Below are 21,748 nucleotides of genomic sequence, written 5' to 3'. Positions count from 1 at the left end.
GTTTATGAACACGCTGTTTCGAACCAGATTCCTGCTGGCAGCTGCCCTGAGTGCGGCCGTACCCCAGGCGTTGCTTGCCCAAACCCAGCCCAACGCGGTGTTGGTGACTACCCCTACGGCGGGAACCATGCCCCTGACCCTGCAACAGGCCATCAGCTACGCCGTGCAGAACAAGTCGACGCTACTGGCTACCCGCCTGGGCGAGGCTACGGCGGCGGCCAAAGTGGGCGAAATCAAGAGCGCCGGCCTGCCGCAGGTGAACGTGGGCGCCACGCTGTCCGACAACTTCAAGCTGCAGAAGAGCCTGGTAAGCTTCCCACTTTCCCAAACGGTGCTCACGCAGAGTGACTTGGATGCCGCGCAGGGCGGGCAGAAAACGGTGCTGGGAACTCAGCAGTTGGCGTTGCCGCCGCAGCCGTTCGCCTTTGGCCTGCAATACGCCGGCAACGCCAGTGCCTCGGTGTCGCAGCTGCTGTTCGACGGCTCGTACCTGATTGGTCTGAAGGCGGCTAAGGTGTATACCGAGTTGGCCAAGAAGCAAACCCAGCAGGCCGAAATCGACGTGGTGGAGCAGGTGAGCAAGGCCTACTACAGTACGCTGGTGGCTCGCTCGCGCCTGGGCTTGCTGGCTCGCAACGTGCAACGCCTCGACACGGTACTGAGCCAGACGCAGAAAGTTTACAAAGCTGGTTTTGCCGAGAAGCTCGACGTGGACCGCCTGCGCGTGCAGCGCAACAACCTGGTGGTTGAGCAGCAGAAAGCGCAGCGCCTCACGGAGCTGAGCCTCGGGCTGCTCAAGTTCCAGATGGGCCTGCCGCAGCAGCAAAACATCCAGCTGACGGACTCGCTCGGCGCGGCCGTGGTGGATGCCGGCGCCCTGCGCCAGCGCCTTGGCGTAGCCAGCCTGGCCAATGGTGGCGGCGTGGATGGTCTTAGCGCCGTGCCCACTGCACCGGCTACGCCCGGCGGCGACAATACCGCCGCCCAAAACCGCCTCGACCAGCAAAACGCGCTCTCGGGTGGCCTGCCAACAGCGGCCCGTGGGGCCATCAACTACAACAACCGCATCGAATTCTCGACTCTGGAAACCCAGCAGGCCCTGGCTGGCCTCGACCTGCGCAACCGTCAGGCCGGCGCTTACCCACGCCTCATTCTCACGGGGGCTTACGGCTTCACGGGCTCAGCGAAAACGGGGAGCGAGCTGTTTGCTTTCCGCGGGCCCGACTCGCGCAACTCGGCGGGCTTTGCCAACCAGAACTGGTTCGGCTTCGGCAACGTGGGCCTGAGCTTGCAGGTGCCGGTGTTTGATGGCTTCCGCCGCAAGTACCTGGTGCAACAGACGCGCATTCAGCAGCAAGCTATTGAGCGCGGCTTCGAAACGCTGAAGCAGAGCATCGACCTGCAGGACGCCCAGAGCCGCACCACGCTCATCAACGCCCTGGATGTGCTCGACAACCAGAAGGCCAACCTCGACCTGGCTACTGATGTGGCCCGCGTTACGCGCATCAAGTTCAACGCCGGTGTGGGCTCCAACCTGGAGGTGATTACGGCTGAAACCGACCTGCGCTCGGCCCAAACCAACTACTACGGCGCCGTGTACGACGTGCTGGTAGCCAAAGTCGACCGCGACAAAGCTACCGGTGAGCTGTTCAACCAGGTCAAGAAATAACTCATCACAGCACGTCATGCAGAGCGCAGCGAAGCATCTCGCTCGCATTGTTCGCTCGATTTAGTTGCTGCACGCGAGATGCTTCGCTGCGCTCTGCATGACGACCTCTCCAAAAAACACCCCGCTTACCCATGCGTTTCTCCTCAACCCAACCCGCCGCGCTGCTTTTCGCCGGCACCCTGCTGCTCGCCTCCTGCGGCGGTTCCAACAAAGACCCCAAAGCCGAGCTGGCCAAGCTGAAAAGCGAGCAGGCCGCTACGCAGGCCAAAATTGCTGAGCTGGAAGCCAAAACCGGCGGTCCGGCTACCGTGGCCGCTACGCCCGTGTCGGTGATGAACGCCAAGCCCGAGAGCTTCAAGAGCTACCTCGAGGTGCAGGGCCGGGTCGATTTCGACCAGAATGCCACCGTAGGCAGCCGGGCGGCGGGCTCGCTCACCAGCATCCGCGTACAGCGCGGCGACCGGGTGGGCAAGGGCCAGGTGCTGGCCACCATTGATGCCAGCATCCTCGATGCCAGCGCTGCCGAGCTGCGCACCCGCATGGACCTCGCCAAAACCGTGTACGAGAAGCAGAAGAGCCTGTGGGACCAGCAGATTGGCACCGAAATCCAGTACCTCACGGCCAAAAATAACTACCAGGCCCTGCAGCGCAACCTGGCCACCCTCAACCAGCAGCGTTCCTTATATAATGTGGTGGCGCCGTTCTCGGGCTCCGTGGACGAGGTGCTGCCCAAGCTGGGCGAAATCACGGCGCCGGGTGCGCCGGTGGTGCGCCTGACCAGCGGCACGGGCAGCAAAATCCTGGCCGAGGTGTCGGAAGCCTACGGCAACAGCATCAAGGCTGGCGACAACGCCGTGGTGACCATCCCGGACCTTGGCGGCGAGGAACTGCCCGCCACGGTGCGGGTGGTAAGCCGTAGCATCAACGCCACGAGCCGCACGTTTACAGTAGAGTTGCGCCTGAAAGGTGCCAAAGCCGCCGACCTGCGTCCCAACATGGTAGCCACGGTGCGCATCCAGAACTACGCCCAGGCCAACGCCACCGTTATTCCGGTCGACATCGTGCAACACGACGAGGAAAACAGCTACGTGTACGTGGTGGGCCAGGAGGCTGGCAAGGCCGTGGCCAAAAAGCGCATCATCAAAACCGGCAATACCTACAACGGCAAAGTGGAAGTGACCAGCGGCCTCACCGGCGCTGACCAAATCATCTCAGCCGGCTACCAAAACCTGAACGAAGGCCAGAAGGTGGCCGTGCAGGGCGCGTAGGGTGCGGGGCTTGCCCCCGCCCGTCGTTGAACGAAGCCGTTGAGCGATGCCGCTATTACCATTCCATGCAACGATTCGGGCGGGGACAAGCCCCGCCCCTACAAAGCAAATCAAGCCATGCAGGACATAGAGAAAGAATTTGGCCCAACCAGTTGGTCCATTAATAACAAAACCAGCATTTACATCATCACGGTGCTGCTGTGCGTGGCGGGCATTTTCGCCTACATCAAGCTCGGCAAGGAGAAGTTTCCGGACATCGTGATTCCGCGCATCATCGTGGCCACGGTGTACCCCGGCACGTCGCCTACCGACATCGAAAACCTGGTGACGCGCCAGCTCGAAAAGGAGATTAAGGGCATCAACGGGGTAAAGCACATCAATTCTACTTCCAACCAGGACTATTGCATCGTGGACGTGGAGTTCAACTCCAGCGTGAAGGTGCCGGAAGCCAAGCAGCTCATCAAGGATGCCGTAGACAAAGCCCGGGCCGAGCTGCCCAACGACCTGCCCGCCGACCCCACCGTCAAGGAAATCAACATTTCCGAGCAGCCCATCATGTTCGTGAACCTAAGCGGCAACCTGCCCGCCGCTCAGCTCAAGAAGTTCGCCGACGACTTCCAGGACAAGATTGAGGCCCTGCCCGAAATCACCCGCGTCGATATCGTGGGCGCCCTCGACCAGCAGGTAAACGTGGACGTGGACCTGAACAAGCTGCGCGCCTCGCGCCTGAGCTTTTCGGACATTTCCCGCGCCATCGGTGCGGAGAACGTGACCGTATCAGGCGGTAGTATCGACGTGGGCGGGCAGAAGCGCGCCGTGCGCGTGGCCGGCCAGTACGTGCGTGCCGAAGACATTGCCGACATCCAGGTAAAAAACCTCAACGGCGCGCCCGTGCGCCTCGGCGATATTGCCACCGTCACCGACGGCTTCAAGGACCGCGAAAGCTACGCCCGCCTCGACGGCAAGTCTGCCATCACGCTGAACGTGGTGAAGCGGGCCGGCGAAAACCTGATTGAGGCGTCCGACAACATCAAGAAAATCATCGCCGATTCCAAAGCCAACCTCCCCAAAGAGCTGAACATCACGGTAACCGGCGACACCTCGAACGACACCCGCGTTACGCTCCACGACCTCATCAATACCATCATCATTGGCTTCCTGCTGGTGACGTTGATTCTGATGTTCTTCATGGGCACCACCAACGCGCTGTTTGTGGGCTTATCGGTGCCAATTTCGATGTTTTTGGCTTTCCTGGTTATTCCCGTGTTTGGCTTCACGCTGAACATGATTGTGCTCTTCGCCTTCCTGCTGGCCCTGGGTATTGTGGTGGACGACGCCATTGTGGTGATTGAAAATACCCACCGCCTGCTGCACGAGCACCCCACCCTGACCACACCCAAAGCCGCCAAGTTCGCGGCCGGCGAGGTGTTCATCCCCGTATTGGCCGGCACGCTGACTACGGTGGCGCCGTTTGTGCCGCTGCTGTTCTGGCCGGGCATTGTGGGCTCGTTCATGTACTATCTGCCCGTTACGCTCATCATCACGCTCATGGCTTCGCTCATCGTGGCCTTCATCATGAACCCGGTGTTTGCGGTGAGCTTCATGCAGCGCGAAGAGCATTTCGAGAATGACCTGCACGCCAAGCCCAAGCTCACCCGCGGGTTCCTCATTTCCATGGGCGTGCTGCTCGTCATTGCCATTATCGGCTACGTGGCGCACTCCACCTTCGTGGGCAACCTCGCCATCACCATCATTCTGCTGTGCTTCCTCAACACCTTCGTGTTCGTGAAAATGATTGCCTGGTTCCAGACGCGGGCCCTGCCGCGCTTCCAGAACGGCTACGCCGACCTGGTGCGCTGGTCCATCGGCCACCCGGCCATTGTGATGGTGGGCGTGCTCGTGCTGTTCATCGGCTCGTTTGTGGCCGTGGGCATCCGGAAGCCGCACGTTGACTTCTTCCCTAAAGGCGACCCCAAGTTCATCTACACCTACCTGAACATGCCCGTCGGCACCCGCGTGGAAGTGACGGACTCGATAACGCACGTGCTCGAAAACCGCGTCTACAGCGTGATTGGGCGCGACAACCCCGATGTGGAATCGGTGATTAGCAACGTGGCCATCGGCGCCAACGACCCCGGCGACGCCTCGTCGGGTGGCGGCGTGTCGCAGTCGCACATGGGCAAAGTGGCCGTGGCCTTCAAGGAGCTAAGTGAGCGCAAAGGCCCAAAAACCCGCGTGTACATGGATAAAATCCGCGAGGTGGTGAAAGGCATTCCCGGCGCCGAAATTTCGGTGGACCAGGAAGCCAGCGGCCCGCCGCAGCCCAAGCCCATTGCCATCGAAGTAGCAGGCGACGATTATAAGACCTTGGCTGCGCTGTCGAAACGCGTAACCCGCTACGTCGACTCGCTGCACATCGGCGGCGTCGAGGCCCTGCGCTCCAACCTGCAGGACCGCAACCCCGAAATCGCCGTGAACATCAACCGCACCCGCGCTAACCGCGAAGGCATCAGCACGGGCCAGATTGGCATGGAAGTGCGCACCGCCATTTACGGCACCGAGGCCAGCAAATTCAAGACCTCCGACGATGAATACCCCATCCAGGTGCGTTACGCCAAGTCGTACCGCTCCGACGTGGACGCTGTGATTAACGCCCCGCTCACCTTCCGCGACGCCACCGGCGCCATCCGCCAGGTGCCCATCTCCTCGGTGGCCGATGTCACCTACGGCAGCACCTACGGCGGCATCAAGCGCAAGGACACGCACCGTGTCATCACCATCAGCTCCAACGTGCTCAACGGCTATTCGGGTCCCGACGTGGCGGCCGCTGTGCAAACCGCCCTCAAATCCTTCCCCACGCCCCCCGGCTACACCATCGACATGGGCGGCGCGCAGGAAAGCCAAAAGGAAACCACCGACTTCCTGCCCATGGCCGGCATTGGTGCGCTGGGCCTCATTTTCCTGATTCTCGTTACGCAGTTCAATTCGTTCAGCAAGCCGGTTATCATCCTCTCCGAGGTGCTGTTTTCGATTGCCGGCGTGTTCTGGGGGCTCGCCCTCACGGGCCAGAACGTGAGCATCGTGATGACAGGCGTGGGCATCATTGCCCTGGCCGGCATCGTAGTGAAAAACGGCATTCTGCTGGTCGAGTTCATGGACATGCTGCGCTCACAAGGCATGCCGCTGCGCGAAGCCATTGTGCTGGCCGGCCGTACCCGCCTCAACCCGGTAATTCTCACGGCCACGGCTGCCACGCTGGGCCTCATCCCGCTGGCCATCGGCCTGAACATCGACTTTTACGAGCTATTCAACTCCGGCAACCCGCACTTCTTCATCGGCGGCGAATCAGTTACGTTCTGGGGCCCCTTGGCCTGGACCATCATCTTCGGTCTGGTGTTCGCCACGGGCATTACCCTGCTGGTGGTGCCGGTTATGTATTTGCTGAGCGAAAGCCTGAAAGCAAAAATTTCTGGAAAAAATGCGGACACCGTTGCAACCAATTCGGATGAGGTGGACTCTGAGAAAATACAGGCGGCTACGCCGCCTGTACTGGCATAGCGCCTAAGGCGTTGTCGGTGTCCGCCGGCCGGCAGCTGTTGCAGCAGCTGCCGCCGGCGGGCACCTGGCCTGTGCCACTGCCTGCTCTCACTCACCACCTTTTTTCGCCTCGTTATTATGTACGTATCCACTACTAGCCTCGCCCATACCCCCACTATCGAGCAGCAGGTGTTTCGCATTATCAGCAAGCGCAAGGCTATTCGGGCCAGCCGCGTACGTAAAACTGCCCGCCTCGCCCGCGACCTGCGCTTCGATACCGTCGACGTAGTGGATATTATCCTTGAGCTGGAACGCAATTTCAGCATCACCATTCCCGACGAGGTACCGCTGTATACTGTGGGCGACTTCGTGCGCTTCGTGCGCGACCACGCTGTGGCTGCATAAGTAGGCCACCTGCCGCCTGCCTTACTGTTATAGATGCTATAAATGAAAAGCCCCCGCAACGAGTGTTGCGGGGGCTTTTATGTAGTGCACTATCGACCCTGCACTACCAAAAACAAGGCTTAACGCACGTTGCCGCCAGTATCGAGGCGGCCAGCATCGCCTTCGTTGCGGCTGCCCTCCCAGGCGCTCGTCGTGGGGCCGTTGGTAGGGCCGGTGGGCTGCGCGTCATCGCCGGCTTCGTGCACGGGGCGCGGGCTGCTGCTTTCGGGTGAGCCCAGGCCAGAGTCGGTATTGGACTGCTGATGCGATGAGGGCGTGGTGCCGGATTCGGAGTGCGTGCCGTGCTGCTTAGCCGATTCCCGTGCCGGGTACGGCTGCTCTGGCGCGGCGGCCGATGCTGGACCAGCCGCCATGGAAGATGCCATGCGCTCCGCGGCCGACTTCTGGCTGTCAGTTTCCGAAGAAGCACTTTCGGTGGCTAGTGCCGGGCGCGTGAGCTCCCACTCGTGGAAGCGGTCCATCTCGTGCTTCAGCGTAGTCGAGAACCAAGCCACCAGGGCCACGTCATCAAGCAGGCCTAAAACTGGGATGAAATCCGGAATCAAATCAATCGGGCTAATAAAATAGATGAGCACGGCCACCGCTGCTGCTACGGTACTGGTTGGCACGCCTGTGTATTCACCCGAAATCGACGCTTTGATAAGCCGAAACATGGTCTGGAGCGTCTCCCAGGCTTCGTGAGCCAGGGTACCGACTTCATTTTTGTCGCTGGCCTTCTTGTAGGCGTCGGTCAACAGCGATTTCAGGCGGGTGGGCTGCTTGATGTAGCCCTCGGCCGTGCTGATGAATTTTTTGAAGAGGGCCGAGCCGGCAACGTCGTTGCCGGAGGGCGGGGTTTGTTGGTTTTGAGCCACGGAGTTCAGGGATTAATAAGTAACGGGATAGAAGCGCGACAACGGCCGCGTAGCTGGGCTTAGATACTAGGTTTCGGCCTGCAAGGTTATTTGCGGCCCGGCTCAATCCATTACAAAATCGGGTGCGAAAGTATCGTGAAACAAAAATATAGCCTCTGGCTGACTGACCGAAAATAAAACGCCCCATTCCGGTAGGAATAGGGCGTTAATAAAACTTGGTGGCGCGTGGGCCGGCGTTAATCTTTCTCGTACACCTTCACCACGAACACGTAGTCCTGCAGCTTCTTCAGCTGTTGGGGGCGGCCCGAGCCAGCTAGTTGGCCGTAGCGGGGCAGATGATAAGGCGCATCGACTTTGGCAGTAGCAGCCAGTGAATCAACCAGCCGCACCAGGTACGACGACTTGGTCGCAAAAGCGGCGCTTTGGGCGTCGTTCTGGCGGCCGCTTACCACGCCAATCAGGTTGCCACGCTCATCGAGCAGCGGCCCGCCCGAGTTGCCGGGGTTTACTGGGATGCTCACCTGGTAGAAAGCGGTATCGCCTTCGAAGCCCGAGCGGGCACTCAGCGAGCCTTCGCCATACACTATATCCTCACGCGGGTAGCCGAGCGTGAATACCCGCTCGCCCAAATCGGCTTGGCCTGGCTTGATGGCGTAGGGCAGCCGGCCGAAACCGTTGAAGCGCTTGTCCGTGATGCGCAGAATTGCTAAGTCTCGCTTAATATCAGAAAATACCGGCTCAGCATGGTAACGCTGATGATTTTTTCCTTCAATCAGCAAGGAATCAGCTCCCTGAATAACGTGGTAGCTGGTTACAATATAGCCTTCCGAAGTGAGCGCGAAGCCAGTACCGACTTTGCCTGCCTTGTTACTCGGCATTGCAGGCGTGCTGATTGCACCAATCTGATTGAGGGTTCGCGAAAGGTCTTTCTGCTTATTCTTTAGTTTATCGACTTCACGGCTTAGCACCAAGTAACCATACATTGATGGTTTCGTTTTGGCTGTCTGCCACACCTGCAAGCCCAACAGCGTGGCAAACACCGCCATCACAGCTACCGAGGCAGCGACGCCCACCGTGGCGCGGTGCCCACTCCAAAATTCGCGCAGGCGGCGCTCGGTGCGCGAAATGCGCAGCATGGGGTTCACGGTGTGGGTAAGCTTGCCGGTGGCAACATCCAAGGCGGCGGGTGCATCGGCGGCCAGCATGGCGGCGTGGATGCCGCGCAGCTGCTGCCGGGCCTGCAGGCGCTGCCCGTGGGCGCGCAGCGTGTCGGTGAGTTCGGTGAAGTCGGCGTAGCGCAGGGCTAGATTCGGGTCGGCGCTCAGGCGCGCTTCGAGGTCGGCGCGCGCCGGCCCAACCAGCTCGCCGGTCGAGTAGGCTTCAAATAAGGCGTAATAGTCTGCTTCAGTCATCATGGCATTAGCTACCGGAGGGGTGGGCGGCAGCGGTAAAACACGGAGGAGTTCCAGCGGCGAAAGGCCGGCGGCTAGCGAATAGCTTAAATAGGTTCTTCCTTATAGTGGATAAAAAACAACTTTTTGAGGCGCACGAGGCACTTGTATTTCTGGTTTTTGGCATTGTCGGCGTTGGTGTAGCCGAATTCTGCCGTCAGGTCCTGCATCGATTTGTCGAGCAGGTAAAAGCCTTCTAAAAGCGACTTGCAGGGTTCGCCGAGGCTGTTCAGTGCATCGCTCATGGTGGCGAAGCGACGGTCCTGCTCTTCGGCGGCCAGCACGTCTTCTTCGGCACCCGTATTGAGATACGGGCCGTGCTCCTCGTCGTCGAGCAAGCGCACGCCGAAGCGGCTTTTGCTGGTCAGGCGCTTGAGCCACAGCCGCCGGCAGACGGCGTAGAGGTAAGTTTTAATCTGGCAGCTTAGCTCCAAAGAACCGTTGCGCACCTTTTCATAAAACACCATCACGCCTTCCTGATACACGTCCTGGGCATCGTCTTCCGAACCGCTATTTTGCAGTACGAAGTGCGACACCATGGGCCAGTGCAGCCGGTAGAGGTGGGCCAGGGCCCGCTCATCGCCGCCGCGAATGGCGGCAATAAGTGCGTCGTCAGTAGGAGTCAACGAAGAGGAAGTAGTGGGATTGCCCCTGCTCATTCACTTTGGGGGTTAATACAAACGAAGGGCCTAAGTAACCCGTCGAAAAAATATTTTTCTGCCGCGGGTTACCTTTCCCGGATACCAGCATAAAGGGCGTTTTTAAGTTAACCCATTCTCAAAATTACCCCCAAAATGAACAACCTGTTCAAAGTTGCTGCCCTGGGCCTGGCCCTGACCGCTGGTCTGTCGTCGTGCGAGTCGAAGACGACCGAGTCGACCACCATCGAAACTCCTGCTGCTGGCACCGAGTCGACCACTTCGACCACCACCACCACCGACACCACCGCAATGGCTCCTGCTCCCGCTGCTGATGCTACTGCTCCTGCTGCTGATGGCGCTATGGCTCCTGCCGCTACCACCACCACCACTACCACCACCGAAGAGAAGAAGTAATTGGCCGCTGGCCCTCGTGGCCAGCTCCAATGCTTTGGCATTCGCCAACAGCCCGGATTTTCCGTCAGGAAAGTCCGGGCTGTTTTGCGTTTGGGGCATTTGTTACGGTGCGCGTAGCGCCGCCATTGCTGTTATTTAACCAGCGCCAACAAATCGGCTGCAATGCCCGCCCACGGCTGATGCAGGTTGAGGGTAATGACGCGGACCGGGTGCCCGCCCAACGTGTAGCGCAGGTCGACGGCTTGGGTATTGGCCGGATAGAGCAATACGCCTTCCAGCGCCTGGCCCGGCGCGGGGCGTTGGTTCTGCAGGTAGGCGTAGAGCTGGTAGAGGTGCGGCGCGATGAGGCGCTGCCGGTCGTAGCGCGGGCGCAAGGCCGCCGCGTAGTACTTGGTGTCGAGGATGATTTTGCGCTCGGGGGCTTCCAGCGTAGTATCCGTGAGCATGGTGGGTAGCAGGGCCAGGTCGTCGGGTGCGGAAGCTTCGGCCTGCCAGGCAATGGTTTCGGCGAACACGCGGAAATGGCGCTGCTCGCGGCGGTAGAAGTTGCGCACGAACTGCTCGAAAATGCGCGCCATCAGCCCCTCGTCGCGCCGGAAATCGGTGAAACGCCGGCGTCCGGCGGCCGTAGGTTCGGGTAGCGCCACCTGCCACACCAGCTCGCACACGTGGGCCAGGAACCGGGCCGAGCTATCGAGCCGCTGCCGCCGCAGTTCACGAAATGTGGCGGCCGTGGGCACAGTTTCGGGCCCTGGCACCACTGGCAGGCGCTGCTGCACTTGGCGCAGCTCACGGCGCAGGCCTGCTGGTACCTCGGCCGCGTGCGAGAGCGTTGCGAACGTGTGTGCCAACAGGCGATGCAGGGGCGAATCCACGCCCAACTCGTCGAAGGTGCACACGGCGCGGCCCTGACTCAGCAAGCCGCGCCCGAGTGTGGGCGCTAATTCGATGCGTCCGCGCAGACTGGCCAACTCAGCTTCCTGCGTTTGAAAAGTGAGGGGGAGGCCATTGCGCAGCAGGCGGCGGGTGCCGTGCAGCAGCACCTGGGCCAGCAGCGCCAGTGGCTTGGCAAAAGGGGTGCTTTTGCTGGCCTGCAGCACGGCGGGTTCGGGCAGCCGGTTCCAGGCGTAGCAGAGGAAGTAGTAGAGCGTGGGCAGCGGTATCACAGCGGTTGGCAAAGAACGCCTCGGAGCAAGAAGCAGCTACTTAATTGTTTCAGGACGCACGCTGGCTGTGGCGGCAGTGCCTGTTCGCAGCGAAGAAGCGCGCACGCACAAATTGGGCTGCAACACCACGTGCCGGGGCGGCAGGTGCTGGCCTTGTTCCTCCATGGTTTGCAGCAGCAGGTGTGTAGCTGAACGCCCCAAAAGTTCGCAGTGCTGGTCGATGGAGGTGAGCTTGGGCTCGGTGAGGCGCGAGAACAGTTCGTTGCTGAAGCCCACCAGGCCAACGTCTTCGGGTACGCGCAGGCCGTGTTCCTTCAGCACTTCCAGCGCGCCCACCAGCGTGAAGTCGCTGGCGGAGAAAACGGCATCCGGGGGTTGGGGAAGCTGCAGAAATTGCCGCATGCCCGCACTACCATCTTCCATTTTCATGTCGCAGATGCATACTAGTTCCTCCGCCACAGGTAGGCCGTGCTCGCGCAGGGCATCTTCATAGCCCTGGCGACGGTGTTTGTAAATATTCAGGTGTTGTGGGCCGCCAAAATGGGCAATGCGCCGGTACCCCTGCTCGAGCAGGTGCTTGGTGGCCCGGTAGCCGCCGGCCCGGTCGTCGATGACCACGGCGCTGACGTCGTGGCCTTCGAGGATGCGGTCGAAGAATACCAGCGGAATGTCGCGCTTGCGCACTTTGTCGAAGTGGCGAAACTCGCGGGTGGTACGCGAAAGAGAAACCAGTATGCCGTCGACCTGCGCGTTCATTAGGGTTTCGAGGTTCTCGCGCTCGTGGGCCACGTTTTCGTTCGACTGGCAGATGAGCACATGGTAGCCGGCCTTGCTGGCTGCAGCTTCGATGCCCTTCACTACCTGCGAAAAGAAATTGCCATCGATGTGCGGGACTACCACGCCCAGCATATTGCTGCGGCCCCGGCGCAGGCCCGCCGCGAGGTTATTGGGTTGGTACCCCATCTCCTTGGCCAGCGTGACGACGCGGCGCGTGGTGGCTTCGCTGATGGTGCGGTGCCCACTCAGGGCGCGCGATACCGTCGAAACGGAAACGTTCAGTTGCTGAGCGAGGTCGGTAATGGAAGCGCGTTTCTTGGCCACGGAAGAGTATAAAGCGCCGCCGGATATCCCGGGCGGCAACAAGAATTAACGCAAATGTTACGCAAATTTTGCGTAAAAAAGCCAAAGGGTTTTAGATATCATCCTAACTACAACGCAAACGTTTGCGTAGATTGCGGCTCAGGAGTCAATCTGTGCGAGAAATGGTCCTTGATGTTTTTTCATCTTCCGCGGCCTTTAGCGCTGCCTGCAACGCTTGTTTTATAAACTCACTTTTTCCAATTCTATGTCTCATTTCTTGCCCTTTGGCCGGGTGGCAGCTGGGTTGGCCAGCTTGCTACTGGCGGCTACTGCCTGCAACCACCAGTCCGAATCCAAGGACGGCACCGAATCCACTTCTTCCGCAACTATGGCAACCGACTCTGCCCAGACCCGCGCGGCGGCTGCGCCCATGGCCGCACCATTCGGCAAAACCCCCGATGGCACCGCTGTGCAACTCTTTACCCTGCAGAATGCGCACGGCCTCAAGGCCACCATCAGCACGCTGGGCGGCACGCTGACGAGCTTGCTTGTTCCCGACAACAAAGGCGAGCTGGGCGACGTGGTGCTGGGCTTCGATGACCTCGCCGGCTATACCAGCGACTTATTCATAAAGGAAAACCCCTATTTCGGGGCGCTGATTGGGCGCTACGGCAACCGCATCAAACTCGGCAAGTTCACCCTTGATGGCAAACAATATTCGCTGCCCATCAACAACGCCCCAAACTCGCTGCACGGCGGCACCATGGGCTACAACCGCCGCGTGTGGACGGGCACGCCCGGTACTTCGGCCGACGGGCCTACACTCACGCTCACCTATCACAGCCCGGATGGCGAGGAGGGTTACCCCGGCACCCTCGACGTGAAGGTTGTGTACACCCTCACCAACACCGACGCCCTGTGCCTCGAGTACACAGCGACCACCGACAAGCCCACGGTGCTCAACCTGACCCAGCACACCTATTTCAACCTGAACCACGGCCACAACCGAGACATTTTGGGCCACGAACTGACGTTGAAAGCCGAAAAGTTTACCCCCGTCGACAACACGCTGATTCCGACTGGGGTGCTGCAAAGCGTGGCCGGCACGCCCATGGATTTCCGGCAGCCGCACGCCATTGGCGAGCGCATCAAGCAGGTGCCCGGCGCGGCTCCCGGCGGCTACGACCACAACTGGGTGCTGGCCGATGCCATGCGCTCCGGTATTGAATTGGCTGCTAACGTGTACGAGCCAGAGTCGGGCCGTACGATGGACGTGTACACCGACCAGCCCGGCATTCAGTTCTACTCCGGCAACTTCCTGAAAGGCAACCTGAAAGGCAAGGGCGGCGTGGCTTACCCACAGCATTACGGCTTCTGCCTCGAAACCCAGCACTTTCCCGACTCGCCCAACGAGCCCAAGTTCCCAAGCACCGTGCTCCGGCCCGGCGAAACCTTCCATTCCGTGACCGAATACCGGTTCGGCGTACGCAAGTAGATTGCCGAAAGGAAGGCTTTCCTTGCCTCATACTCCACAAAAAAGCCCTTGCTGCAATTATGCGGCAAGGGCTTTTTTGTGGGTCAAAAACAGTTAAGCACTGGCCTATTTCTCGTTGTTCAACTCGAAGCGTTCGAAGGTGGCTGTAGCGGTGGACGGGCCCTGGGCCACCACGCCGACGCGTACGCCGCGGTCCCAAGGCGGCAGGAACTGGCCGTTGGCCGTTTCGCTGGTGGGCAGCATGTCGGTCCAGGTGGTGCCATCAGGGCTCCAGGCGAAGCGGAACTGGCCGTTGCCGAGGGCCCGTACGCGCAGGCGCAGGGCAGCCGCGGCCGGCAGCGCGGTTTCGGCCAGCGTGCGGTCTTTGCCATCGCGGCGCTCCCAGAGCCGGAGCTTGTTGTCGCCGGCGCTCAGGTTCAGCGAGTTGTTGGGGTCGCCAAGAGCGGCTACGCCGGCGACCGTACCGGCTGGCAGCGCGGCAGGAGCCAGTAGGGTAGTGGTAGCCTGGTAGCGGGCGGCGAGGGTGGTTCGGCCGATGGTGGCCCCGCCACCGGTGGGCTTAGCCGTGAGGCGCAGCTGGCCACCACTCAGCGCAAACGCCGGCTTATCCTCCACCGGCCATTCCCAGTCCGGACTTAGAGCGGTAGTCTGGAATTCGTCGGCAACCACTGCCGGCACCAGAGCAGGAGTGGCCGGGGTAGTGTGGTTGTTCAAAAACTTGGGCCAGCCGGTGCCTGTCCATTCAAACTCGCTGAGCACGCCTTGGCGGCCCACCTGCGCAAAACCGTCGGTGCGGTAGGCATGGTGCAGCATATACCAGTGGCCGTTGCGCTCCACGGCGGTGCCGTGGCCGGGGCAGGTCCAGGTGTCGTTTTTGGTAAGGATGGGGTTTTGGGCAAATTTCTCCCAGGGACCGAGCAGGTTTTTGGCGCGGGCCACGCCGGTGGCGTAGGTACAGCCAGTGCCGCAGCAGCCATTGGCAGCATAAAACAGGTAGAAGTAGCCGCCGTGGCGCACCACGCTAGGCCCCTCCACCAAGTTGCCTTCCCAGGCTGCGGTATTGCGGAATAGGTCAGTTTTCTCCCCGATGAGAGCCGTGCGCTCAGCGTTCAGGCGCTGCGCCCAGATGGGGGTTGGCTGCTGCACGCTGTTGCCATCCTCCTTCCAGATGAGGTAGGGCTGGCCCTTTTCGTCCTGCATCGGGAAGCCGTCAATCGAGCCGGCGGGTTGGCCCACCAGAGGGCCGTGGTCGGTGTAGGGGCCCTCGGGCTTGTTGGCGCTGGCCACGCCCACGCTCAGGTTGCCGCCGCGTTTGTGGGCGGTGTAGTACACGTAGGTTTTGCCACCAGACTGGCTGATTTCGGGAGCCCAGAAGTAGTAGTCGGCCCAAGCCGGCCGCTCACCCGGAAACACGTGGCCCACCAGCGTCCAGTGCTGTAAATCGGTCGATTTCAACAGCGGAAATGTCGGGCCCCAGTTCGAAGAAGTGGCCGTAGCCCAATAGGTATTCCCAATTTTCGTCACCGACGGGTCAGGGTAGTCGCCGGCCAGTACGGGGTTGGCAATGGGCAGAGCGGCCTTAACCGCTGGAGCATGCTTAGCAGGCGTCTTTTTTGCCTGGCCTGCCGCCGTCAGCGGTGCAAATCCAATCAGGGCCAGCGCCACCAACAGAGGAGAAAAGCGTAAGGATTTCATAGGAAAATTAGCCGAAAAAAGCCGGTCTGCACGCAGCAGACCGGCCAATTAGTATTCGTTTATGAAGTAATGGCGCGCATATTACTCGCCACTGGGCCGGGCCAGAACGGCGCCAACGGCCACGGGTGTGCCGAAGTTCGGCGAGCCGTCAGCGTTCCAGGTGAACTTCTGCATGCGCGGGTTACGGGCATTGCCGCAGCCCTGATTTGGCCCCGTGTTGGCGTGGTAGATAATCCAGTTTTCCTGCCCGTCTTTCGACGTAAAGAAAGCGTTATGCCCCGGGCCGTAAGCATTGTTAGTTGGGTTCTTGGTGAAAACCGGCGTGGCCGTCTTCGTCCAGGAGGCCAGCACCATAGGGTCTGCGGTGCTGCTGGCCGTGAGCAGGCCCAGGGCGTAGTCGTCGGTGCTACAGTGGCTGGCCGAATACACCAAGTTGGTTTTATTGCCGTGCTTGATAATTTCCGGCCCCTCGTTCACCTTCGGGAAACCGTTCAGCTCCCAAGGCAGTTGCGGCGCGCTGAGTCGCACTCGGGGCGCCACCAACATGGTGGGCGAGCTCATGCGGCAGATGTAGATGTTCTGCTGGTCCGAGCCAGCCTCCTGGCCCGACCACAGCAGGTAGCGGTTACCGTTCTGTTCCAGAATGGTGCCATCAATGGCCCACAAATCCTGCCCGGGCACGGCTATTTGAGCGGGCGAACTCCAAGTACCAGTAGTGGGGTCAGTCGCCGCGTTTTCCATTACCCACATGCGCTGGCCGCCGCAGCAGTTGCCGGGGCCCGCCGTGAAGTACACGTACCATTTGCCATCTAGAAAGTGCAGCTCGGGCGCCCAGATGTCGTGGGAAGTGGCCCCACTAGTGGGCGGCGACCAAATGATTTTGCTCACGGCTGAACCCAGCTCGCTCATCTTGGCTGTTTTCCATAGCGTCAGATTCACGCCGGTGGTGTGCATGTAGTAATAGAAACCATCTTTCTGGGTCACCCACGGGTCGGGGCCGGTGCTGAGTAGCGGGTTGGTGAAAGTGGTGGCCGTGGTGGGCGGCGTCACCGGTGGGCTCACCACCGGGTCGGGGCTTTTATTACAGGCCGGGAAGGTCAGCAGGCAGTACGCCAGCAGGAAAGCACGAAGAATGGACATACTGAAATTAGAATAGGTGGAAAATAAGAATCCCTAGGCAGGGAAGGCGGTGCTATATACCTTACAAACAGCCTCTATTTTAAGCAAAACAGCCGCTATGCCGAAGGCACAGCGGCTGTAAATACGGCCATTGGCCGGTCAGCGACTAATTAATAGCCTGGGTTTTGCTGCAGTTTATTTAAGTCTACGTCGCTCTGAATGAGTGGCAACAGGCGCGACTTGCCCATCATGAAGTTGTTGAAGTCGGGGTCGTTGGCTTTAAGTTGGTTGATGCCGGCCGCGTTATCAAGCAATCCCCAACGCTGAAGGTCAAACCACCGCACGCCTTCGCCGGTCAACTCGGTCACCCGCTCGTGCATAAGCTGGGAGCGTAGCATGGCTTGCGTGAAGGTGGCAGTTGTGAGTGGTGCCAGTCCCGCGCGCTGCCGCACCTGGTTGATGAGCGGCACCGCATTGGCCGGGCCGCTTACTTCGTTGATGGCTTCGGCTTGCAGCAGCAGTACATCGGCGTAGCGCATCACGCGCTGGTTGATGGGCGAGTCGAAGTCTTCGAACGTGCGGTAGTAATCGGTTTGGTACTTGCGCCAGAATACACGGCCAAGGTCGCGGGAGTTGCCGGCGTAGCGGGTTTCAAAGTTGCCGGTGCCGTACACGCCGCGGTCGTTGTCGGGCGGCAGGGCGGTGGGAAACTGGTTCTGGTCGAAGCGGTTATAGAATACGGTAGCTGCCAGGCGCGGGTCGCGCTGGCCAGCAACCGTGGGCTCGCGCAGGAATTCGCGCACCACCCAAGGCCGCACTTCGCCGTCGTTGAAGCCAAAGCCGGGCACGCCCCAGAACTGCGAGCGCTGCCCGCCCTGCGAAGAGGTGGCATCGGGCCCGCCGCCGGCGTCGTTGCCCCCTTTCTTCTCATCCGAAAATTGCACCTCGAAAATGGATTCCGCGTTGTTTTCGGTGGTGTGGCGGAAGTTATCGGTGTAATTGGCCGTCAGGGAATATTTGCCCGAGCTGATAACGGCAGCAAACTGCGTTTGAGCATCAGCCCAGCGCTTGTTCTGCATGTAGGCTTTGCCCAGCAGTGTAGTGGCGGCGCCGCGGGTGGCGCGGCCCACGTCGTTGCCCGTGTAGGAGGGGGGGAGGTCGGTTTGGGCAGCCTGCAGGTCGGCAATTACCTGCGCCCACACCTGGGCCTCGGTGCCCTGCGGGGGCACGGTGTTTAGGTCGGTGGTAGGAGCCAAGGCCAGCGGCACGTTGCCATAGAGCGACACTAGGTTAAAGTAGCTCAGCGCGCGCAGGAAGCGGGCTTCGGCCACCACGCGCTTTTGCAGGGTCGCGTCCATACCCTGGATGCCGGGAACGTTGGCGATGACTTGGTTGCAGCGGTAAATGGTGCGGTAGTGGTCGCGCCAGATGTCGCGCGACACCTCAAAGTTGTAGTTTGTCTGCACGAAGTGCGTGAAATCAGCCAGCTCGCCCCAAGGGCTTTGGCTGAAACCGGTGTCGTCGCGCAGGTCGAAGGCGAAATTTAGCCAGCGCCGGTACATGCCCAGCCCTTGCAGGCCAGCGTAGCAGGCCGTGGAGGCTTTGACGGCGTCCTCACTGGTTTTGAAGAACGACTCGGTGGTGGGCAGGTTGGGGTTCACCTGGTCGAGCAGGTTCTTCTCGCAGGCCGTAGCGCTTAGCAGCAAGGCACCGGCCAGCCCCAGTCGGGTTAGAAAATTAACTTTCATATCATTAGTTGATTAGTTCTGGAGAAAAAGCCTAAAATCCTGCCTGAATGCCCACCGTGAACGAGCGCAGGTTGGGATAGGAACCCTCATCTACGCCTCGGCTTAGGTTGTTGCCCAGCGAGTTGAACGAGCCGCTGCCCACCGTTTCGGGATCGTAGCCGCTGTACTTGGTGGCGGTGAAGACATTCTGGCCAGTCGCATACACCCGCAGCGAGGCCACGTACTTGCTGCGGGTGAGCACGGCCTTGGGCACTGTGAAGCCAAGCTGCAGGTTTTTCAGGCGCAGGTACGAGCCGCTTTCCAGCCACCGCGTCGAGTTGAATCGGTCGTTGTTGCCAGGCGCATTGCCCGCGTTGCCGCCCGCAATAAGGGCGCGGGGCGTGGTGTTCGACGGGTTGGCAGGGGTCCAAGGACTGAAATTAGCGAGGTGGTTGCCGTTGTCGTCGGTGCGCTCGAGCCAGAATTTGTCTACGTTGAACACGTCGTTGCCCTGCACGCCCTGGAAGAAGGCCGACAAGTCAAACGGCCCGTAGCCCAGATTCAGGTTGGCGCCGTACTGCAGCTTGGGAAACACGCGGCCCACGTGCACCCGGTCTTTGTCGTCGATGACACCGCTGTTGTCAGTGTCCTTGTAGCGCACGTCGCCAGGCTTCAGGCCGGTCGGGATGTTGGCGTCGCCGGTTTGATAGATGCCATCAAACTGGTAGAGGTAAAACGAGCCAATTTCATAGCCCACCTCCGTCCGGGTGATGTCGTTGGGACCGCCGTTGAAGAAGTTTGGCGCGCCACTAGCATCGCCGCTTACGGTGCCCAAGTCCAACACCTTGTTCTTGATGGTAGTCAGGTTGACTGAAGCACCGTAGCGGAACGGGTGGCGGTCATCGTTGTAGCCCAGTTGCAGTTCAACGCCGCTGTTCTCCAACTTGCCCAAGTTGCGGAATGGGTTGGGGCCAGCGTTGCCAAAGGTGTACGGTACCGGGGGGTTGATGAGGGCGTTGATGGTCTGCGACACGTAGTAGTCGGCCGATAGGTTCAATCGGTTGCTCATAAAGCCCAGGTCGACGCCCACGTTGGTGGTGCGCCGGTCTTCCCAGCGAAGGCTCGGGCTGGCATAGGCGGTCTGAATGGCACCGTTCTGGATAGTGCCGCCCAGTACGTAGTTGGCGTTGGTATTGATGAAGCCCTGGTAGAGGTAGGAACCGCCGTAGGGTCCGTTGACCAAGTCGTTTCCGAGGCGCCCGTAGGAGGCGCGGAATTTCAGGTCTGAAATGGCCGTGATGCCTTCAAAGAACTTCTCCTTCGATACGCGCCAGCCAATGGAAGCAGCGCCAAAATTGCCATACTTCTCGGGACTGAAGCGCGAAGACCCGTCGCGTCGGTAAGCCGCAGTGAGCAGATAGCGCTGGCCGTAGTCGTACGTCAACTGACCGAAATACGACTGCTTGGTCCGCTCAAAAGTCGAACCAATAACCTGCGGGTTCTGGCTGCCGCCGTCCAGGGCCCAGTAATACGTCGGACCGCGGCCATACTCAAAGTTCACGCCGCGCGTTACTTCCTGGCGGAAGCGCTGCTGGCTGTATCCTACCACGGCCGTGAGGCTATGTTCGCCAAAGTTCTTGTCAAAAGTCAGCGTGTTTTCGGCCATGCCGAACACCTCCGTGCCCTGGGTTTCGCCAAACGCCGACGGCGTGGTGGGGTCGTTGCGGCGCCACACGCCAAACTGCCGCTTCTGCTGGTCGTGGAAGCCGTGGTACTCGGTGGCCAAGTTCAGGCGGTAGCGCAGAAAGTCGAAGATGGATACTTCGCCGTACACGTTGCCTTGCAAGCGGCTCGATACTCCCGTGTCGTTCAATAAGCTTTGCAGCGCAATGGGGTTGGTTCCAAAGGTGATGGCGTTGTTGTTGCCAATACCGAAGCCGCCCGGTGTCGTATTGTCGTATACCCCAATTACAGGCAGCATCCGCACAATGTCGATGAACGGCAGGCCGTTCAGCCGCGTCTGGTTGGTGCGCGTCAGTAGCAAATTCTCCCCAATCTTGAAGCGGCCGCGGTTAAAGCCTGTGTTGACTCGCATGCTGTAGCGGTCAAACTTGGGGCCTTGTACCGTGCCATCCTGCTTGAAATAGCCGCCCGAAACGTTGTAGTTCGAGTTGGGCCCGCCGCCTGAAAAGCCCAAGTTGTAATCCTGGACCGAGCCCTGCTTGAAGAATTCCTTCTGCCAGTCGGTGTCAATGCCCGGCAGGTTGGCCGCATAAGGCTGGCGCGGCTGGCCGGCGTTGTCGTACGCCTGGTTGTTCACCGCGGCCCACTGCGCCGCGTTGGCCAAGTCTAGGCGCTTCACAAGGTTTTGTACCCCGCCGTTAGCACTGAATGTGATGGCAGGCACGCCCTGCTTGCCCTTTTTAGTGGTAACGATGATGACGCCGTTGGCGCCTGAAGAACCGTAGGGTGCCAATGCCGCAGCGTCTTTCAGCACCTGTATCGACTCCACATCGGCGGGGTTAAAGTCGCGCTGACCGCCTAGACGGTCACCTTCAATCCAAAGCCCGTCGATAACATAGAGCGGGCCGCTACCGCTGGCCATCGTGCCCAGTCCGCGAATGTTGATGCTTGGAGCCTGCCCCGGCGCGCCGGAGTTGTTTACTTGCACGCCCGCCATGCGGCCCTGAATGGCCTCGCCCACGCTGGCCACTGGCGCGCGGCGCACCTCCTGCGCACCGACTGTAGCTACGGCACCAGTCACATTCTGGCGCTCCTGCACCAGATAGCCCACTACCACCGCTTCGGAGAGTTGCTGCACATCCTGGCGCAGTGTTACGCTTACCGTCGACCCTGTTACTGCTACTTCCTGGGTAGCGTAGCCCACCGAAGAAATGACGAGCGTGGCCCCAGCGGGCACATCAAGTGTGAATTCACCGTTGGCGTTGGTGCTCACGCCGTTGCTGGTCCCCTTTACGAGCACTGTTGCGCCGGGCAAGCCTTCGCCTTTTTCATCGGTAACGCGGCCGGTGACTGGGGCTGCTGGCTTGGTGGTAGCTATAAAGGAAGGCGCCGCAGAGGGTGCCGCAAGCGCGTTGCTCAGCGGCAAGCAGCACGCCAGCACCGGCAACAACAGGCGCCGGGGGGGGAGTATTAGCTTGTTCATG

General features: G+C 60.4%; 14 protein-coding genes and 1 pseudogene. 6 read left to right on the top strand and 9 right to left on the bottom strand.

Annotation, left to right across the window (positions count from 1 at the left end; all coding sequences use genetic code 11):
- Positions 1–4: 4 nt before the first annotated feature.
- The 4 genes from ABD837_RS11295 to ABD837_RS11280 all read left to right on the top strand — a co-directional run bounded on the left by ABD837_RS11295 (position 5) and on the right by ABD837_RS11280 (position 6,879).
- Positions 5–1,669, top strand: coding sequence for a TolC family protein (locus ABD837_RS11295; RefSeq protein WP_345054253.1), 1,665 nt, complete (start codon positions 5–7; stop codon positions 1,667–1,669).
- A 131-nt stretch (positions 1,670–1,800) separates the two neighbouring features.
- A complete protein-coding gene (locus ABD837_RS11290) occupies positions 1,801–2,937 on the top strand; it encodes an efflux RND transporter periplasmic adaptor subunit (RefSeq protein ID WP_345054250.1) in 1,137 nt (378 codons plus the stop codon).
- 117 nt (positions 2,938–3,054) lie between these two features.
- Entirely contained in the window at positions 3,055–6,495 is a 3,441-nt protein-coding gene (locus ABD837_RS11285; protein WP_345054248.1) for an efflux RND transporter permease subunit, read from the top strand.
- A gap of 117 nt (positions 6,496–6,612) precedes the next feature.
- On the top strand, positions 6,613–6,879 hold the full coding sequence (locus ABD837_RS11280; RefSeq protein WP_345054245.1) for an acyl carrier protein: 267 nt from the start codon (positions 6,613–6,615) through the stop codon (positions 6,877–6,879).
- A gap of 551 nt (positions 6,880–7,430) precedes the next feature.
- Here the strand turns inward: ABD837_RS11280 and ABD837_RS24990 are convergent.
- The 3 genes and pseudogenes from ABD837_RS24990 to ABD837_RS11265 form a co-directional block, all read right to left on the bottom strand.
- Positions 7,431–7,592 (bottom strand): annotated as a pseudogene (locus ABD837_RS24990) (YkvA family protein); the annotation flags it as partial.
- A 437-nt stretch (positions 7,593–8,029) separates the two neighbouring features.
- On the bottom strand, positions 8,030–9,208 hold the full coding sequence (locus ABD837_RS11270; RefSeq protein WP_345054241.1) for a trypsin-like peptidase domain-containing protein: 1,179 nt from the start codon (positions 9,206–9,208) through the stop codon (positions 8,030–8,032).
- An 83-nt stretch (positions 9,209–9,291) separates the two neighbouring features.
- The gene (locus ABD837_RS11265; protein WP_425554338.1) at positions 9,292–9,903 is read right to left on the bottom strand and encodes an RNA polymerase sigma factor; all 612 of its coding nucleotides are present in this window, start codon (positions 9,901–9,903) and stop codon (positions 9,292–9,294) included.
- A 135-nt stretch (positions 9,904–10,038) separates the two neighbouring features.
- Between ABD837_RS11265 and ABD837_RS11260 the strand changes: the two genes are divergently transcribed.
- Positions 10,039–10,299: a hypothetical protein gene (locus tag ABD837_RS11260; protein ID WP_345054235.1), complete on the top strand. Its 261-nt coding sequence runs from the start codon at positions 10,039–10,041 to the stop codon at positions 10,297–10,299.
- 131 nt (positions 10,300–10,430) lie between these two features.
- Here the strand turns inward: ABD837_RS11260 and ABD837_RS11255 are convergent, their stop codons facing one another.
- Positions 10,431–11,465, bottom strand: a complete 1,035-nt coding sequence (locus ABD837_RS11255) for a 5-methylcytosine restriction system specificity protein McrC (RefSeq protein WP_345054232.1) — start codon at positions 11,463–11,465, stop codon at positions 10,431–10,433.
- A gap of 36 nt (positions 11,466–11,501) precedes the next feature.
- Positions 11,502–12,566, bottom strand: coding sequence for a LacI family DNA-binding transcriptional regulator (locus tag ABD837_RS11250; RefSeq protein WP_345054229.1), 1,065 nt, complete (start codon positions 12,564–12,566; stop codon positions 11,502–11,504).
- Positions 12,567–12,810: 244 nt separating this feature from the next.
- Between ABD837_RS11250 and ABD837_RS11245 the strand changes: the two genes are divergently transcribed.
- Positions 12,811–14,040, top strand: a complete 1,230-nt coding sequence (locus ABD837_RS11245; protein WP_345054226.1) for an aldose epimerase family protein — start codon at positions 12,811–12,813, stop codon at positions 14,038–14,040.
- Between the two features lie 105 nt (positions 14,041–14,145).
- On the opposite strand, the gene ABD837_RS11240 is transcribed toward ABD837_RS11245, so the two are convergent.
- The 4 genes from ABD837_RS11240 to ABD837_RS11225 form a co-directional block, all read right to left on the bottom strand.
- A complete protein-coding gene (locus tag ABD837_RS11240; RefSeq protein WP_345054223.1) occupies positions 14,146–15,735 on the bottom strand; it encodes a family 43 glycosylhydrolase in 1,590 nt (529 codons plus the stop codon).
- Positions 15,736–15,816: 81 nt separating this feature from the next.
- Complete coding sequence (locus ABD837_RS11235) at positions 15,817–16,875, bottom strand: glycoside hydrolase family 43 protein (protein ID WP_345054221.1); 1,059 nt, start codon at positions 16,873–16,875, stop codon at positions 15,817–15,819.
- A 149-nt stretch (positions 16,876–17,024) separates the two neighbouring features.
- Positions 17,025–18,602: a RagB/SusD family nutrient uptake outer membrane protein gene (locus ABD837_RS11230; protein WP_345054220.1), complete on the bottom strand. Its 1,578-nt coding sequence runs from the start codon at positions 18,600–18,602 to the stop codon at positions 17,025–17,027.
- Positions 18,603–18,633: 31 nt separating this feature from the next.
- Entirely contained in the window at positions 18,634–21,747 is a 3,114-nt protein-coding gene (locus ABD837_RS11225) for a SusC/RagA family TonB-linked outer membrane protein (protein WP_345054218.1), read from the bottom strand.
- Position 21,748 lies beyond the last annotated feature (1 nt).

The sequence above is a fragment of the Hymenobacter glaciei genome (assembly GCF_039539585.1).
GTDB lineage: Bacteria > Bacteroidota > Bacteroidia > Cytophagales > Hymenobacteraceae > Hymenobacter > Hymenobacter glaciei.
The sequence above is the reverse complement of the archived record's forward strand: the minus strand, read 5'-3'. Positions and strand labels throughout refer to the sequence as shown.

Excerpts from the sequence above, each read along its gene's own strand:
- ABD837_RS11295 (WP_345054253.1), top strand. The coding sequence starts at position 5 with ATGAACACGCTGTTTCGAACCAGATTCCTGCTGGCAGCTGCCCTGAGT.
- ABD837_RS11290 (WP_345054250.1), top strand. The coding sequence starts at position 1,801 with ATGCGTTTCTCCTCAACCCAACCCGCCGCGCTGCTTTTCGCCGGCACC.
- ABD837_RS11285 (WP_345054248.1), top strand. The coding sequence starts at position 3,055 with ATGCAGGACATAGAGAAAGAATTTGGCCCAACCAGTTGGTCCATTAAT.
- ABD837_RS11280 (WP_345054245.1), top strand. The coding sequence starts at position 6,613 with ATGTACGTATCCACTACTAGCCTCGCCCATACCCCCACTATCGAGCAG.
- ABD837_RS11270 (WP_345054241.1), bottom strand. The coding sequence starts at position 9,208 with ATGATGACTGAAGCAGACTATTACGCCTTATTTGAAGCCTACTCGACC.
- ABD837_RS11265 (WP_425554338.1), bottom strand. The coding sequence starts at position 9,903 with ATGAGCAGGGGCAATCCCACTACTTCCTCTTCGTTGACTCCTACTGAC.
- ABD837_RS11260 (WP_345054235.1), top strand. The coding sequence starts at position 10,039 with ATGAACAACCTGTTCAAAGTTGCTGCCCTGGGCCTGGCCCTGACCGCT.
- ABD837_RS11245 (WP_345054226.1), top strand. The coding sequence starts at position 12,811 with ATGTCTCATTTCTTGCCCTTTGGCCGGGTGGCAGCTGGGTTGGCCAGC.
- ABD837_RS11240 (WP_345054223.1), bottom strand. The coding sequence starts at position 15,735 with ATGAAATCCTTACGCTTTTCTCCTCTGTTGGTGGCGCTGGCCCTGATT.
- ABD837_RS11235 (WP_345054221.1), bottom strand. The coding sequence starts at position 16,875 with ATGTCCATTCTTCGTGCTTTCCTGCTGGCGTACTGCCTGCTGACCTTC.
- ABD837_RS11230 (WP_345054220.1), bottom strand. The coding sequence starts at position 18,602 with ATGAAAGTTAATTTTCTAACCCGACTGGGGCTGGCCGGTGCCTTGCTG.
- ABD837_RS11225 (WP_345054218.1), bottom strand. The coding sequence starts at position 21,747 with ATGAACAAGCTAATACTCCCCCCCCGGCGCCTGTTGTTGCCGGTGCTG.